Here is a 15002-nt window from a genome sequence, read left to right as displayed (position 1 = left end):
GCCGGGCGGAGCCGCACCACGTGGTGACGCGGGCGGGCCGGTGGTACCTCGTCGGCTTCGACCTCGACCGCGACGCCTGGCGGGTCTTCCGCGTCGACCGCATCGCGCCGCGCACCCCGACCGGCCCGCGCTTCACGCCGCGCGACCTGCCCGGCGGCGCCGACGTGGCGGCGTACCTGACCGGGCGGCTCCGTGGGGCGACGGGCTCCGCCGCGGACTGGCCCTGTCGTGGCGAGGTGGTGCTCGCGCTCGCGGCGTCGGAGGTCGTCCCGTTCGCCTCCGACGGCCTCGTCGAGGCGCTCGGCCCCGACCGCTGCCGGCTCATCGTCGGGTCGTGGTCGTGGGCCGGGCTGGTCGCGCTCGTGACCCGGTTCGGCGCGGACTTCGAGGTGGTCGGCCCGCCGGAGCTGCGCGACGAGGTCAGGCGGACGGCGGAGCGGCTGGCACGGGCAGGCGCTCGAGCGGGACCTCCTTCGCCCACCTGACCTCGCCGTCGGCGTCGACGTGGACCATGGCCAGGCGCAGGTCGCGCTCCGGCGCCGACGTGGGCAGCGCGGCGCGGGGCAGGCGGTAGACGAGGGTGCCGGTGCCGTCGGTCCGCGCTCGCAGGCCGAGAGCCTGGTGGTCGGAGGTCCAGCCGCCGGCCACCCGCCGCTCGGCGGTCCCCGACAGCCACGGGTAGTGCTCGGCCAGCGCGTCGTAGGCGCCCGACCAGTCCGCACCCGTCTCCTCCCCCGGTGCCCAGGCGCTGTCCGCCGGGACCGGACGGGCCGGCTCGAGACGACCGTCGAGGAGGATGAACTCGTACCAGCCGCCGGGGTCCGGCGACCCCGACCACTCCACCCGCACCGCCACGCTCTGCGGTCCCGGCAGGGTCGGCCGTCGCGGTCCGCCGGCCGCCTCCACCGCGTCCGCGAAGACCCGACCGCGGGCGGCCGCCACCTGGGCGCCGACCTGGACGTCGTCGCCGTGCGTCCACTCCTCCTCGCGACGATGGTCGCGCACCCACAGCACCACGACGAGCGCTGCGACCACGACGGCGGCCACCACCGCGATCCACGTCCGACGTCGCGTCATCCGACAACCTTTCCTTCGAGGCCGGTCCCGGTCCCGGCAGGCCGGGTCAGCCTCGCATCTGCACGGCGCCGCGCAGGCGCAGGTCGCGCGAGTGCGGGCCGACCAGCACGCCGTAGCGGCCCGGCTCGACCGCCCACCGGTCGCGACGGCTGTCCCAGTGCGCGAACGCGCGGCGGTCCAGGCGTACCCGCACCTGCGTCGACCGGCCTGCGGCCAGGCGCACCTTGCGGAACCCCTTGAGCTGGCGGGGCGGCTCCCCGCGGCCGGCCGGCGCGGCGACGTACACCTGCGGGACGTCGGCGCCGGCCCGCTTGCCGGTGTTGGTGATCCGGAAGGAGACGACCGCGCCGGCGCCGTCGCGACGCACGGCGAGGCCGGAGTAGCGGAACCGGGTGTAGCCCAGGCCGTAGCCGAAGGGGAACATCGGCTTCTTCCGCTTGGCGTCGAACCAGCGGTAGCCGACGAGCAGGCCCTCGGAGTACGTCGCCCGGCCGGCCCGGCCGGGGTACTGCGCCTGGGTGAACGGCACCTGTCGCTCGGTCGTCGGGAAGGTCTGCGGCAGCCGACCGCCGGGCTCGCGGACGCCGTAGAGCACGTCGGCCAGGGCGTTGCCGTGCTCGAGGCCGCCGTACCACGGGACGAGGACGGCGCCGGCCTTCGCGAGCCACGGCATCCGCACCGGACCACCGACGTCGAGGACGACGACGGTCCGCGGGTTTGCGGCGGTGGCCGCCTCGATCATCCGCTCCTGCTCGATCGGGATCGCGGTGCAGAAGACGGTGAGGCACACGCTGGGCCGCAGCCCCAGGTCCGGCCGGTCGGCGCCCTCGGTCGCGCCGTCGGTGGCGACGACGACCGCCACGTCGGCCGCCGCGGCCGCGAGCCGGGCGTCGAGCCCCGAGGAGCCCTCGACGTACACGACGCGGTCGCCGTTCCGTGCCGCCTGCGCGAGGATGCCCTGCAGCGGCGAGACGACGCGCGGCGGCAGGCCCGAGCCGTGCGACGAGCCGCCCCCAGCGGTGGCGTTGGCCGCGCCCACCGGGTTCGCGGCCCAGCCGATCACGGCGATGGTGCGCCCACCGGACCGGTCGAGCGGGAGCAGGCCACGACGGTTCTTCAGCAGGACGGTGCCCTCCGCGGCCACCCGGCGGGCGAGCGCGAGGTGGGCCGGCGAGCTGACGTCGCGGATGAACGGCAGCAGACCGGGGCGCACCGGCCGGTCGAAGAGCCCGTGCTCGAACATCGGTCGCACGATGTTGCGGACCATGTCGTCCAGTCGAGCGCGCGTCAGCGCACCGCTGCGGAGCGCCGCGCGGAGCTGGTCGGCGCCGAAGAACCGGTTGCCCGCGCCGTAGATGCCGCCGGTCGGCAGCGGGCTCTCGACGGCGTTCATCTCCAGGTCCAGCCCGGCCATCGCCGAGCGGGCGGTGGAGTGCACCGCGCCCCAGTCGGAGACCACGAACCCGTCGAAGCCCCAGTCGTCGCGGAGCACCTTGGTGAGCAGCGCGTCGTTCTGGCAGGCGTAGGGACCGTTGACGCGGTTGTAGGCGCACATGACCGAGCCGACCCGGGCCTCCTTGACCGCCGCCTCGAACGCCGGCAGGTAGATCTCCCGCATCGCCCGCTCGCCGACGCGGGCGTCCACGGTCATCCGGTCGGTCTCCTGGTTGTTGACCGCGAAGTGCTTGGCGTCGGCCAGCACCGGGTTGTCCTGGATGCCCTTGATCACCGAGACCGCGGTGCGCGCCGCGAGGTGCGGGTCCTCGCCGAAGTACTCGAAGTTGCGGCCGCCGAACGACGTCCGCGCGATGTTCATCCCGGGCGCGAGCATCACGTTGATGCCCTTCTGGTGCGCCTCCTTGCCGATGGCGCGGCCGAGGCGACGCTGGAGCACGGGGTCCCAGGTGGAGGCCTGCGCGACGCCGGAGGGGAACGTCGTGGTCGCGATCTGCAGGCCCGCCACGCCGGACCCGGCGTCGCTGAGGACGAGGTCCGGGATGCACAGCTCCGGCGTCGCGCCGACGTGGCCGGCCGTGCCGTAGTAGAGGAACCACGGTGGGTCGTCGAAGGTGAGCATGTGGAGCTTCTGCGGCAGGTCCATCGCCGCCACCAGGGCGTCGGCGCGCTGGTCCGCGGTCTTGCCGCGGTCCATCCACGCCGCGCACGGACCGGCGGCCGCCTGGGCAGCCCCTGCCGTGCCGGGCACCGGCGCCACGGCGCCCGCTCCCACGACGACCATCGCCACCACCGCTGCCACTGCTGTCGCCAGACGTCTCGTCACGCGTCGTACAACGGCCGGACGTGACAGCAGTCACGCAGGTCCGTCGAGGCGGCAGGTCCGCCTCAGGCGCCGGTGGGGGTGTGGCTGGCCTGCTCGGAGGTGCGGGCGCCGGTCTGGCCGAACTCCCCCTGGGTGCCCTCGGGGTCCTCGGTGCGCGCGTCGGACTCCTCGAGGATCGCCGCGGCCTGGGCCTCGGGGTCCGCGCTGCCCACGGTCTCCTCCTCGGGCAGGAGCTCCGCGCGGCGGTCGATGCGGTCCTGGTCCGTGGCGTCGTGCTGGTGCTCCTGGCTCATGCTCCCGAACGTACCCGGGCAACGGTCCGCACAAGCGCCCTGCGGCGCCTCCGACCGCTCGACCAGGAGCACTGTCGGTGCCCTGAGCGAGGATGGACGACGTGCCCGACCCGACCGACACCACCGGCGCGCTGGACCGCTTCAGCGACGCGACCCGCACGTGGTTCCGTGCTGCGTTCGCCGCGCCGACGCCCGCGCAGGCGGGCGCCTGGGAGGCGATCGGCGCGGGCCGGCACGCGCTGGTCGTGGCGCCGACCGGCTCGGGCAAGACGCTCTCGGCGTTCCTGTGGTCGCTGGACCGGCTGCTGACCGAGCCCCGCCCCGCGGACAAGCAGAAGCGTTGCCGCGTCCTCTACGTCTCGCCGCTGAAAGCGCTGGCGGTCGACGTCGAGCGCAACCTCCGCACGCCGCTGACCGGCATCCGGCAGACCGCCGACCGGCTCGGCACCCAGGTGCCGGAGGTGACCGTCGGCGTGCGCTCCGGCGACACCCCGGCGGCCGACCGCCGCAAGCTGGTCACCAGCCCGCCCGACATCATGATCACGACGCCGGAGTCGCTGTTCCTGATGCTCACCTCGCAGGCGCGCGAGTCGTTGCGCGGCGTGGAGACGGTGATCCTCGACGAGGTCCACGCGGTCGCCGGCACCAAGCGCGGCGCGCACCTCGCGCTCACCTTCGAGCGGCTCGACGCGCTGCTGGAGCGCCCGGCCCAGCGCATCGGCCTCTCGGCGACGGTCCGACCGCTCGAGGAGGTCGCGCGCTTCCTCGGCGGCAGCGCCCCGGTCGAGATCGTCGCGCCGCCCGCCAGCAAGGAGTGGGACCTCCAGGTCGTCGTCCCGGTCGAGGACATGACGGCGCCGGAGGGGTACGACGAGGACTCCGAGGACCCGGCCCGCGCGCAGTCCATCTGGCCGCACGTCGAGGAGCGGGTGGTCGACCTTATCGAGCAGCACCGCTCGACGATCGTCTTCGCCAACTCCCGGCGCCTGGCCGAGCGGCTGACCGCCCGGCTCAACGAGATCGCCACCGAGCGAGCCGCGCCGCCTCCCGACGCGCTCGAGCGCCAGACCGGCGGCGGGCAGACCGGGCCACCGGCCCAGGTCATGGCGCAGTCGGGGTCATCCCGCCCGGTCTCGGCCGACGACCCGTACGCGACCGTCGTCGCCAAGGCCCACCACGGCTCGGTCTCGAAGGACCAGCGCGCGCTCATCGAGGACGACCTGAAGCGCGGCCGGATCCCGGCCGTGGTCGCCACCAGCAGCCTCGAGCTCGGCATCGACATGGGCGCGGTCGACCTGGTCGTCCAGATCGAGTCCCCGCCCAGCGTCGCGAGCGCCCTGCAGCGGGTCGGCCGGGCCGGCCACCAGGTCGGCGAGGTCTCCCGCGGCGTGCTGTTCCCCAAGCACCGCGGCGACCTCGCGCAGACCGCAGTCGCCGTCGAGCGGATGCGCACCGGCGCGATCGAGTCGCTGCGCGTCCCGACCAACCCGCTCGACGTGCTGGCCCAGCAGGTCGTCGCCGTCACCGCGATGGAGGCGTGGCAGGCCGACGACCTCTTCGAGCTGGTCCGCCGCACCGCGCCGTTCGCCGGGCTCCCCCGCTCGGCGTACGACGCCGTGCTGGACCTGCTCGCCGGCCGCTACCCCTCCGACGAATTCGCCGAGCTCCGACCGCGCATCGTGTGGGACCGCGTCAACGGCACGCTCACCGGTCGCCCCGGCGCACAGCGGCTCGCCGTGACCAGCGGCGGCACCATCCCCGACCGGGGGCTGTTCGGGGTCTTCCTCGTCGGCGGCGAGGGCCCGGGGAAGCGGGTCGGCGAGCTGGACGAGGAGATGGTCTACGAGTCGCGCGTCGGCGACATCTTCGCGCTCGGCGCGACCAGCTGGCGGATCGAGGACATCACCCACGACCGCGTGCTGGTGACGCCGGCGCCGGGCATCCCGGGCCGGCTGCCGTTCTGGAAGGGTGACGCCCCCGGCCGGCCCGCCGAGCTCGGCGCCGCCATCGGCTCGTTCACCCGCGAGCTCGGCGCGCTGCCGCCGCCGAAGGCCGAGGCGGTCGCCCGCGAGCGCGGTCTCGACGCCTACGCCGCCGGCAACCTCGTCACCTACCTCCACGAGCAGCTCGAGGCGACCAACGCGCTGCCGACCGACCGGACCCTGGTCGTCGAGCGGTTCCGCGACGAGCTCGGCGACTGGCGGCTGGTGCTGCACTCCCCCTTCGGCACGCCGGTGCACGCGCCGTGGGCGCTGGCGATCAACGCCCGGCTGCGCGAGCGGTACGGCGTGGACGGCCAGGCGGTCGCCTCCGATGACGGCATCGTCATCCGGATCCCCGACACCGACGCGGACCCGCCCGGCGGCGACGTCGTGGTGTTCGAGGCCGAGGAGATCGAGGACCTGGTCACCACCGAGGTGGGCGGGTCGGCCCTGTTCGCCTCCCGCTTCCGTGAGTGCGCCGCCCGCGCGCTGCTGCTCCCCCGGCGCGACCCGGGTCGCCGCTCGCCGCTGTGGCAGCAGCGCCAGCGCTCGGCCGCGCTGCTCGAGGTCGCCTCGAAGTACCCCTCGTTCCCGATCGTCCTCGAGGCCGTCCGCGAGTGCCTCCAGGACGTCTACGACCTGCCCTCCCTCGTCGCGCTGATGCGCAGCGTCGACCGGCGCGAGGTGCAGGTCGTCGACGTCTCGACGCACGCTCCGTCACCCTTCGCGCGCAGCCTGCTGTTCGGGTACGTCGCGCAGTTCATGTACGAGGGCGACTCCCCGATCGCCGAGCGCCGGGCCGCGGCCCTCTCGCTCGACCAGGGCCTGCTCGCCGAGCTCCTCGGCCGCGCGGAGCTGCGCGAGCTGCTCGACCCCGACGTGCTGGCCGAGGTCGAGGCCGAGGTGCAGCGGCTGCACCCCGACCGCCGGGCCCGGGACGCCGAGGGCGTCGCCGACCTGCTGCGCGGGCTGGGCCCGCTCACGACCGCCGAGGTCGCCCTGCGCTGCGTCGAGGATGGCGACGCCGCCAGCTGGCTGCGCACGCTCGCCGACGCGCGCCGCGTCGCCGAGGTCCGGATGGCCGGCGAGGAGCGCTGGACGGCGATCGAGGACGTCGCTCGCCTGCGCGACGGTCTCGGCGTCGCCGTGCCACCCGGCACGCCCTCGATCTTCACCGAGCCGGTCGAGGACCCGCTCGCCGACCTGGTCTCACGCTATGCGCGCACCCACGGACCGTTCACCACTGAGCAGTGCGCGGACCGGCTCGGGCTCGGCCAGGCCGTCGTCCGGCACACCCTCCAGCGCCTGGCCGGGCAGGGGCGGGTGCTCGACGGGGAGTTCCGCCCCTCCGGTTCCGGCTCGGAGTGGTGCGACGCCGAGGTGCTGCGCCGCCTGCGCCGCCGCTCGCTCGCGCGCCTGCGCAAGGAGGTCGAGCCGGTCGAGCCGGCCGCCCTGGGCCGGTTCCTCACCGCCTGGCAGCACGTCGACATCGGTTCCGGTCGCGGACCGCGTGGCGTCGACGGCGTGCTCACGGTCATCGAGCAGCTCGCCGGCTGCCCCGTCCCCGCCTCGGCGCTGGAGCCGCTCGTGTTCTCGGCCCGGGTGCGCGACTACGAGTCCTCCTACCTCGACGAGCTCACCGCGTCCGGCGAGGTGGTCTGGGCCGGCCACGGCGCGCTCCCCGGGTCCGACGGCTGGGTCTCGCTCCACCTCGCCGACGCAGCAGCCCTGACCCTGCCCGAGCACGAGCCGTTCGAGCACAGCGAGCTCCACCAGGCGATCCTCGAGGCGCTCGCCCCCGGCGGCGCCTACTTCTTCCGCCAGCTCGCCGACACCGTCACCGGCGTCGTCGGCGCCACCCCGGACCCGGCCGTCTCCGCCGCGCTGTGGGACCTGGTGTGGGCGGGTCGGATCAGCAACGACACGCTCACCCCGTTGCGCGCGCTCGTGCGCGCCGGGTCGGCCAGCCACCGCACCAAGCGGGCCGCGCCGCGGGTCCGGATGAGCCAGACCACCCGTGGCCGGATGCCCGCGCGCACCGGCCCGCCGGAGACCGCCGGCCGCTGGGCGGTGCTCCCCGAGATCGACGACGACCCCACCCGGCGTGCGCACGCCACCGCCGAGCGGCTGCTGGACCGGCACGGCGTGGTGATCCGCGGTGCGGTCGTGAGCGAGCGGCTCCCGGGCGGGTTCGCGGCGGCGTACAAGGTGCTGTCGGCGTTCGAGGACTCCGGTCGCTGCCGGCGCGGCTACTTCGTCGAGGGCCTGGGCGCCGCGCAGTTCGGCACGTCCGGCGCGATCGACCGGCTGCGCACGTTCTCGGAGCTGGCGCCCGACGCCAAGCCGGTCGCGGTCGCGCTGGCCGCGACCGACCCGGCCAACCCCTACGGCGCTGCGCTGCCGTGGCCCGAGCGGGTCGTCGAGAGCGAGGCGGGCGACGGCAAGCCGGCCGCCGGCCACCGTCCCGGTCGCAAGGCGGGCGCGATGGTGGTGCTGGTCGACGGCGTGCTGACCATGTACGTCGAGCGCGGCGGCCGCACCCTGCTCACCTGGTCCGACGAGGAGGAGCGCCTCACCCCGGCCGCCCAGGCGCTGGCCGAGGCCGCGCGCCGGGGTTCGCTGGGCCGGCTGACCGTGGAGCGTGCCGACGGCGAGCAGCTGCTCGGCTCCGGGGCGACGCCGCTGCGCGAGGCGCTGACCGCGGCGGGATTCGTCTCGACGCCCAAGGGACTGCGGCTGCGAGGTGCCGGTGCCTGAGGGCGACACCGTCCACCGCGCCGCGCGGCTGCTGGACCGGACGCTGTCGGGCCACGTCCTCGAGCGCACAGACTTCCGGGTCCCGCAGCACGCGACGGCCGACCTGGCCGGCTCGATGGTCGTGCGGTCGCTGTCGCGCGGGAAGCACATCCTTACGCGGATCGACGGCGACCAGGGCGCCTGGACGCTGCACACCCACCTGAAGATGGAGGGCGCGTGGCGGGTGCACCGGCACGGCGAGCCGTGGAAGCGACCCGCGCACCAGGCTCGGGTGGTCCTCACCACCGACGACCGCGTCGCCGTCGGGTTCACCTTGGGGATCGTCGAGCTGCTGCCGACCGCCGAGGAGGACTCGGTGGTCGGTCACCTCGGGCCGGACCTGCTCGGGCCCGACTGGGACGAGGACGAGGCGCTGCGCCGGCTCCTCGCCGAGCCGGACCGGCCGATCGGGGAGGCGCTGCTGGACCAGCGCAACCTCGCCGGCATCGGCAACATGTACATGGCCGAGCTCTGCTTCGTCTCCGGCGTCGACCCGCGCAACCCGGTCGCAGCGGTGGCCGACCTGCCGCGGCTGGTCCGCCGCGGCAAGCAGATGCTCGAGCTCAACAAGGAGCGTGCCGTGCAGTCCACCACCGGCGACCTGCGCGAGCGGGAGCGGATGTGGGTCTACCGGCGGGACAGGTCGCCGTGCCGCCGGTGCCGCACGCCGATCGCGGTGACCATGACCGGGCCGGCCGGCCGGGAGCGCGCGGCGTACTGGTGCCCGTCCTGCCAACCGGCGCGGTCGGGCTGACCGACCGGGAGCCGACCAGCAGCCGGGTCAGGCGGCGGAGGCGACGACCTCGCCGGCGCCGCGGCGAGCCGCGACCTTGCTGGCGGTGATCGGGATGGGGGCCAGGGCGGCCTCCTCGACGGCGACCGCGGAGGAGACGTCGCGCAGGATGTCGCTGAGCGGGACGTCGAGCGCGCTGCAGAGGGACGCGAGGAGCTCGGAGGAGGCTTCCTTCTGGCCGCGCTCGATCTCGGAGATGTAGCCGAGGCTGACGCGCGCCTCGGCCGAGACCTGTCGGAGGGTCATCCCGCGCTGCATCCTGCGCTCGCGGAGCACGTCGCCGAGAAGCCGACGAAACAGCACCATGCGGGTTCCCCTTCCTGGTCGGTTGGCCAACGCTACCCGATCGCGATTTCTTCCGTGCCGAGCATGTCCTCGAGCGCCGACAGTGCCTGCTGCACGGTGAGCTCCTGGATCGTGCCGCGGTCCCCACCGAGCTGCAGCTCGATCGCCTTCAGCAGTCCCGGACCCGACAGCCCGACGAACACGGTGCCTGCTGGCTTGCCCTCCTGCTCCCCCGGACCGGCCACGCCGGTGGTCGCGACACCGTACGTCGAGCCGGTCATCTTCCGCACGCCGACCGCCATCGCCTTGGCGCACTCTGCGGAGACCACGCCGTGCTCGTCGATGACCTCCTGCGGCACCTCGAGCAGGTTGTGCTTGAGCTCGGTGGCGTAGGTGACGACCCCGCCGAGGAAGGTCTCGGAGGCGCCCGGCGTCTCGGTCAGCTTCACGGCCAACCGTCCGCCAGTCAGCGACTCGGCGGAGGAGATCGTGTGCCCACCGGCACGCAGGGTCAGGTGCACGCGGGCGGCGACGTCGATCACCCGCCCGATGCTAGGACCACCGCGGTGACGGGCCGCGGCCGCCCGTCCTCGGGGGCGCAGGTGGGTCCGCCCCGTTAGCCTCGCGGCATGGCCCTGCCGATCGAGGACTACGCACTCATCGGGGACCGCCACACGGCGGCGCTCGTCGGCACGAACGGCTCGATCGACTGGTTGTGCCTCCCACGCTTCGACTCCCCCGCCTGCCTGGCGGCGTTGCTCGGCACCACCGAGCACGGCCACTGGCAGCTGGTGCCCGACGGTGTCTACTCGACCGAGCGGCGCTACCTCGGCGCCTCGTCGGTGCTGGAGACGACGTTCACGACCGCCGACGGCGTGGTGCGGCTGACCGACCACATGCCGCCGGGCGACGACCGGGCCGACGTCGTACGCCGCATCACCGGGGTGTCGGGCACGGTGCGGCTGCGCCACGAGTGGCGGATCCGGCTCGACTACGGCGCCGTGCACCCCTGGGTGCGCCGCCACCGGATCCGGGGCGAGGAGGTGATCGTCGCCATCGCCGGCCCGGACCAGCTCGTGCTCAGCGGACCGCGGCTCCCCCGCGCGAGCGACCACAGCCACAACGACGTCTTCGACGTGACCGCGGGCGACGACCTGACCTTCACGATGACCTGGTTGCCCTCGCACGTGCCGCTCGACGACCTCCACGACCTCGGTCACCGCGTCGAGGAGAGCATCGAGGACGACGAGAGCTGGATCGCGGTGTGCCGGGGCGACGTGCCCCAAGCCGAGCTCGTGCAGCGGTCCCTGTTGACCCTGCGGCTGATGACCCACGAGACCACCGGCGGGATCGTCGCGGCGCCGACGACGTCGCTGCCGGAGGAGATCGGGGGCGAGCGGAACTGGGACTACCGCTTCTGCTGGCTGCGCGACGCCGCGCTGACGATCACCTCGCTCATCGACGCGGGCTACTCCGACGAGGCGATGGTCTGGCGGGACTGGCTGCTTCGGTCGGTCGCCGGCGACCCCGAGGACCTCCAGATCATGTACGCCATCGACGGCGCACGCCGCCTGCCCGAGCACGAGCTGCTGCACCTGCCCGGCTACGAGGGCTCGCTGCCGGTCCGGATCGGCAACGGCGCGGCCGTGCAGCAGCAGCACGACGTGCTCGGCGAGGTGATGGACGCACTCGACCGCGTGCGGGCCGTCCGCGGACGGGCCGACCCCGACGCCTGGGCGCTCCAGCGCGCGCTGGTCGATGACCTGGCCAAGCACTGGCGCGAGCCCGACCACGGGATCTGGGAGATCCGCGGCGAGCCACGCCACTTCACCCATTCCAAGGCGATGGTGTGGGTGGCGTTCGACCGCGCGGTGCGGGCGGTCGAAGAGCACGACCTGGCGGGGCCGGTCGAGGAGTGGCGGCGGATCCGTGACGAGGTGCGCGAGGAGGTCCTCACCCGCGGCTGGAACGAGCACAAGCGCACCTTCACCCAGCACTACGACACCGACGAGGTCGACGCGTCACTGCTGGTGCTCCCCCTCGTCGGGTTCCTGCCCGGCGACGACCCCCGCGTCCTCGGCACCATCGAGGCGGTCGAGCGGGAGCTGGTGCGCGACCGGCTGGTGCTGCGCTACCGCACCGAGACCGGCGTCGACGGCCTCACCGGCGACGAGCACCCCTTCCTCCCCTGCTCCTTCTGGCTCGTCTCCGCCTACGCCCTCGCCGGCCGGCTCGACGACGCCCGTTCCCTCTTCGACCACCTGGCCACGCTCGCCAACGACGTCGGCCTGCTGTCGGAGGAGTACGACCCCGTCGCCAACCGGATGACCGGCAACTTCCCGCAGGCCTTCAGCCACCTCACGCTCGTCCAGGCCGCGCTCGTGCTGGCCGAGGCGGGCCGGACGGCGTAGCGCCGGCCCGATCCCGCGGACGTCATGCGGACGGGGCGAGCGGGTGCTCCCTCCGCATGACGCAAGCGGGAGCCGACCGTGGTGGTCGACTCCCGCTCGCTGACAGTGCTGCTGGCTACTTCTTCACGACGGTGACGACCCGCTCGATCGTCCTGGGGGCGACGTCGCCTCGGCCGTTGTAGGTGATCGTCAGTGCCTTGTCGCCGGCGCCGCCGAACTTCCACAGCCTGACCTTCAGCACGCCGTCCTCGAGCTTCACGACCTTCGTCTTCTTGCCGGGGAACGACACGCGCACCCAGCCGTCCGCGGCCTCACCGTCGGCGAAGACCTTGACCGTCAGCGTCGCCCGGGTCTTCCCCGCGACGACGTTCTTCGGGTACCAGAACGACCTGATCTCCGGGGTCACCGGCTCTACGGCCGGGGGCTCCGTCGGGTCCGTCGGCTCGGGGTCCGTCGGCTCGGGGTCCGTGGGCTCGGGGTCCGTCGGGTCCGTCGGACCCGGCGTCGGCGGGTCCGTGGGACCGGGGTTCGTCGGGCCCGGGTCCGTGGGGCCGGGGACGGTCGGCTCGTCGACGAGGTCGAGGCCGACGATGACCGGGTCGTGGTCGGAGGAACGGTACGGGCCCGGCTCGTGGAAGTCGCTGCCGTGGTAGCCGAACCGGCTGTACTCCAAGGCGATCGACTCCGGGGCGTTGATGTTCCAGATGTCCGCGCCGGTGAAGTGCTCCATCGCGGCCGCGTTGGCGACGATGTGGTCGAGCGAGCCGGAGAGGCCGCTGAACGAGTAGGAGAACTCACCCGTGCCTGCAGCGGACACGACATCCTCGTAGCCCTCCTCGTAGAGGACCTGCATGGGGTCCTCCATCGTGTAGGCGTTGAAGTCGCCTCCGAGGAGCACGGCGTCGACGCCGGTCTCGATCTGGACCCCGCCGACCCACTCGACGAGCGCCTCGGCCTGCGCCACGCGGTCCGGGTTGGCGTTGCCCTGGCCGGTGCCGTCGTCGGCACCGGAGCCCTTGGACTTGAAGTGGTTGACGACGTAGAGGAACTCCTCACCGCCGTCGACCGGCTCGAAGACCTGACCGATCGGCTCCCGGGCGTTGCTGAACGCGCCGTCCTTCGCGTCCAGCGCGCGCGCCTCACCCACCCGCTCGACCGCGGCCGGCTTGTAGATCAGCGCGTTCGTGATGACGTCCTGGTCCTGCGCCGGGGGCAGCTCGCTCGAGGACGGGTTCACCGCCCACGTGCCGGCGCCGGCGTCGGCGTTCAGCGCGTCCACCAAGGTCTGGGTGGCCTCGTCGGGCGTCTCGCCGAGACGGGCGGAGTTCTCGATCTCCATCAGCCCGACCACGTCGGCGTCGAGGGCGTTGATCGCCGCGACGATCTTCTCCTGCTGTCGCTCGAGGTCCTGGGCGTCCCACGCGCCTCGCGGGTCGCAACCGGTGCGGACGTTGTTCTGCTCGCCGCTGGCGTGCGTGTAGGACTGGCAGCCCCGCGTCGAGGCACCCAGCGTCGTGAAGTAGTTCAGGACGTTGAACGCCGCGACCTTCACGTCCGGCGTCCCGTCAGCCGACAGCAGCGCCTCGTCGGGCGCGTTGGTCCGGGTGTTCTCGAAGACGACCTGCGCGGTGGCCGTGTAGTCGCGAGCAGCGTCGACCGAGCGGACCGGCTGGAACCGGTAGCTCGGCGAGTCCGGAGCACCACCCTCGGTGATGATGACGTCACCCGTGAAGTCCGCCGCGGCGCCCACCCGGACCGGAGCCGTCGTCGAGACGTACGCCGGGGTGAGGGTCGGGTTGCGCGAGAAGTCGGTGCTCGAGCCGTCGTCGAGGGTGATCGCCCGGGCGGCGTTGTCCGCCTCGACCGCAGCGATCGCGGCGAGGTCCTGGGCGTCGGCGACCTCCGTCGGCTGGATCAACGGCCTGTCACCCAGCGCCAGCCCGACCTCTCCGAACTGGTTGGTCGAGTAGGTGTCGCTGACGGTGAACTCGTAGTCGTCGGCGCTGAAGAGCATGCCTTCGAGCGCCTCCTTCGCCTTCGGCGTCGCCGGCCAGTCTCCTGCGTAAGCGACGGGCGGCGCTGCCGGCTCCGTGAGGACCTGGGTGCTCGCCGCGCCCGACCGGATCTGCGTCTGGCCGGCGTGCTCGGCGACCTGACCGGTCACCTCGACGTGGTCGCCCGGCTCCACCGTGATCTCACCGCTGCCCTGGGGGTAGTAGACGAAGATCCCCTCGGACGCGGCGCCGGCGGTGGCCCCGCTGCCAGCCGTCTGGAGGTAGAACCCGAACAGGCGCTCCGGGACGGCCGTGACGACGCCACGAGTGGTGACCGTCCGACCGACCATGGTGGAGGTCATGCCGGTGCCCTGGATCTCGGCGATGGTCGTCGAGGTCGGCTCCGGCTCCGGCTCCGGGTCGGGCTCTGGTCCACCGGCGCTCCCGCTGCCTTGCGGGCTCGGCGCCGCGAGACGGAAGTCGGCGCTGTTGACGTCCGTGTCACCTCCGCTCGCCGCACGGTTCAGCGACTGTGTTGCTGTGGCACTGGCGGAGGTCGCACTGGTCTCGAAACTCGTCGAGCCCGAGGCACCGACCATGTCCACCACATTCGGCGCTCCGGCGAGGTCGCCCTGCGTGGCGATCGCCGAGGTGGTGCTGGCGAGGATCACCTGACCGCCGCCCGCAGCCATGTTGAACTTCGCCGGCGCGGCGTCGGGGTTCGCGAGAGCCGCGCCGGTGGTACCGGCCGCGCTCATCTGGATGAGGTAGTAGCTGCTGGCGGGGACGGTTCCGGACAGCGGAGCCGGTGACGAACCCGGGTTGCCGTTGGCCGACCGGTACTGGATGGACATGCCCGCGACCGAGATGGCGCGGTCGGTCGGGTTGTAGAGCTCGACGAAGTCGGCGTTGTACACAGCGCCGTTGTTGCCGCCGGCGCCGTACACCTCGCTGATGACGAGGCCGCTGCCGTCAGGAGCAGCGTGCGCGGGGAGCGGCGCGAAGGAGAGTCCGGTCGCGGCGACGGCGAGACCGGAGAGCGAGGCGAGGAGCCTGCGGGGGGAACGCCCGGATGAGGGCATGACAAGAC

The 15002-nt window shown here is 73.6% G+C and carries 10 protein-coding genes; 4 read left to right on the top strand and 6 right to left on the bottom strand.

The genetic code is table 11. The annotated features are described in order from the left end of the window. A partial coding sequence (locus G6553_RS20135; protein ID WP_166196835.1) for a WYL domain-containing protein occupies nt 1-485 on the top strand: 485 nt, incomplete at its 5' end. Here the strand turns inward: G6553_RS20135 and G6553_RS20130 are convergent. The 3 genes from G6553_RS20130 to G6553_RS20120 form a co-directional block, all read right to left on the bottom strand. Further along, nucleotides 421-1077: a hypothetical protein gene (locus tag G6553_RS20130; protein WP_166196833.1), complete on the bottom strand. Its 657-nt coding sequence runs from the start codon at nt 1075-1077 to the stop codon at nt 421-423. The genes G6553_RS20135 and G6553_RS20130 overlap by 65 nt on opposite strands. A 46-nt stretch (nt 1078-1123) precedes the next feature. Next, the gene (locus G6553_RS20125; protein ID WP_166196831.1) at nt 1124-3358 is read right to left on the bottom strand and encodes a glycoside hydrolase family 3 C-terminal domain-containing protein; all 2235 of its coding nucleotides are present in this window, start codon (nt 3356-3358) and stop codon (nt 1124-1126) included. Between the two features lie 62 nt (nt 3359-3420). Next, entirely contained in the window at nt 3421-3651 is a 231-nt protein-coding gene (locus G6553_RS20120) for a hypothetical protein (protein ID WP_166196829.1), read from the bottom strand. Nucleotides 3652-3743: 92 nt separating this feature from the next. Between G6553_RS20120 and G6553_RS20115 the strand changes: the two genes are divergently transcribed. After that, entirely contained in the window at nt 3744-8390 is a 4647-nt protein-coding gene (locus G6553_RS20115; protein WP_166196827.1) for an ATP-dependent helicase, read from the top strand. Then, nucleotides 8383-9183 carry an Fpg/Nei family DNA glycosylase gene (locus G6553_RS20110; RefSeq protein ID WP_166196825.1) on the top strand — a complete coding sequence of 267 codons (801 nt, stop codon included), beginning with the start codon at nt 8383-8385 and terminating at the stop codon, nt 9181-9183. Before G6553_RS20115 ends, G6553_RS20110 begins: the two co-directional genes overlap by 8 nt. 27 nt (nt 9184-9210) lie before the next feature. Here G6553_RS20110 and G6553_RS20105 read toward each other — a convergent pair whose 3' ends face one another. Both G6553_RS20105 and G6553_RS20100 read right to left on the bottom strand, forming a co-directional pair. After that, entirely contained in the window at nt 9211-9528 is a 318-nt protein-coding gene (locus G6553_RS20105; RefSeq protein ID WP_166196823.1) for a helix-turn-helix transcriptional regulator, read from the bottom strand. A 32-nt stretch (nt 9529-9560) separates the two neighbouring features. Beyond that, the gene (locus tag G6553_RS20100) at nt 9561-10049 is read right to left on the bottom strand and encodes a CinA family protein (RefSeq protein ID WP_347565830.1); all 489 of its coding nucleotides are present in this window, start codon (nt 10047-10049) and stop codon (nt 9561-9563) included. An 87-nt stretch (nt 10050-10136) separates the two neighbouring features. Between G6553_RS20100 and G6553_RS20095 the strand changes: the two genes are divergently transcribed. Further along, complete coding sequence (locus G6553_RS20095; protein WP_166196821.1) at nt 10137-11918, top strand: glycoside hydrolase family 15 protein; 1782 nt, start codon at nt 10137-10139, stop codon at nt 11916-11918. Nucleotides 11919-12033: 115 nt separating this feature from the next. On the opposite strand, the gene G6553_RS20090 is transcribed toward G6553_RS20095, so the two are convergent. Then, nucleotides 12034-15002 (bottom strand): ExeM/NucH family extracellular endonuclease (locus tag G6553_RS20090; protein WP_166196819.1); only part of this gene is annotated, 2969 nt, incomplete at its 5' end.

The sequence above is a fragment of the Nocardioides sp. IC4_145 genome, from assembly GCF_011250565.1.
Classification (GTDB): Bacteria; Actinomycetota; Actinomycetes; order Propionibacteriales; family Nocardioidaceae; genus Nocardioides.
The sequence above is the reverse complement of the archived record's forward strand: the minus strand, read 5'-3'. Positions and strand labels throughout refer to the sequence as shown.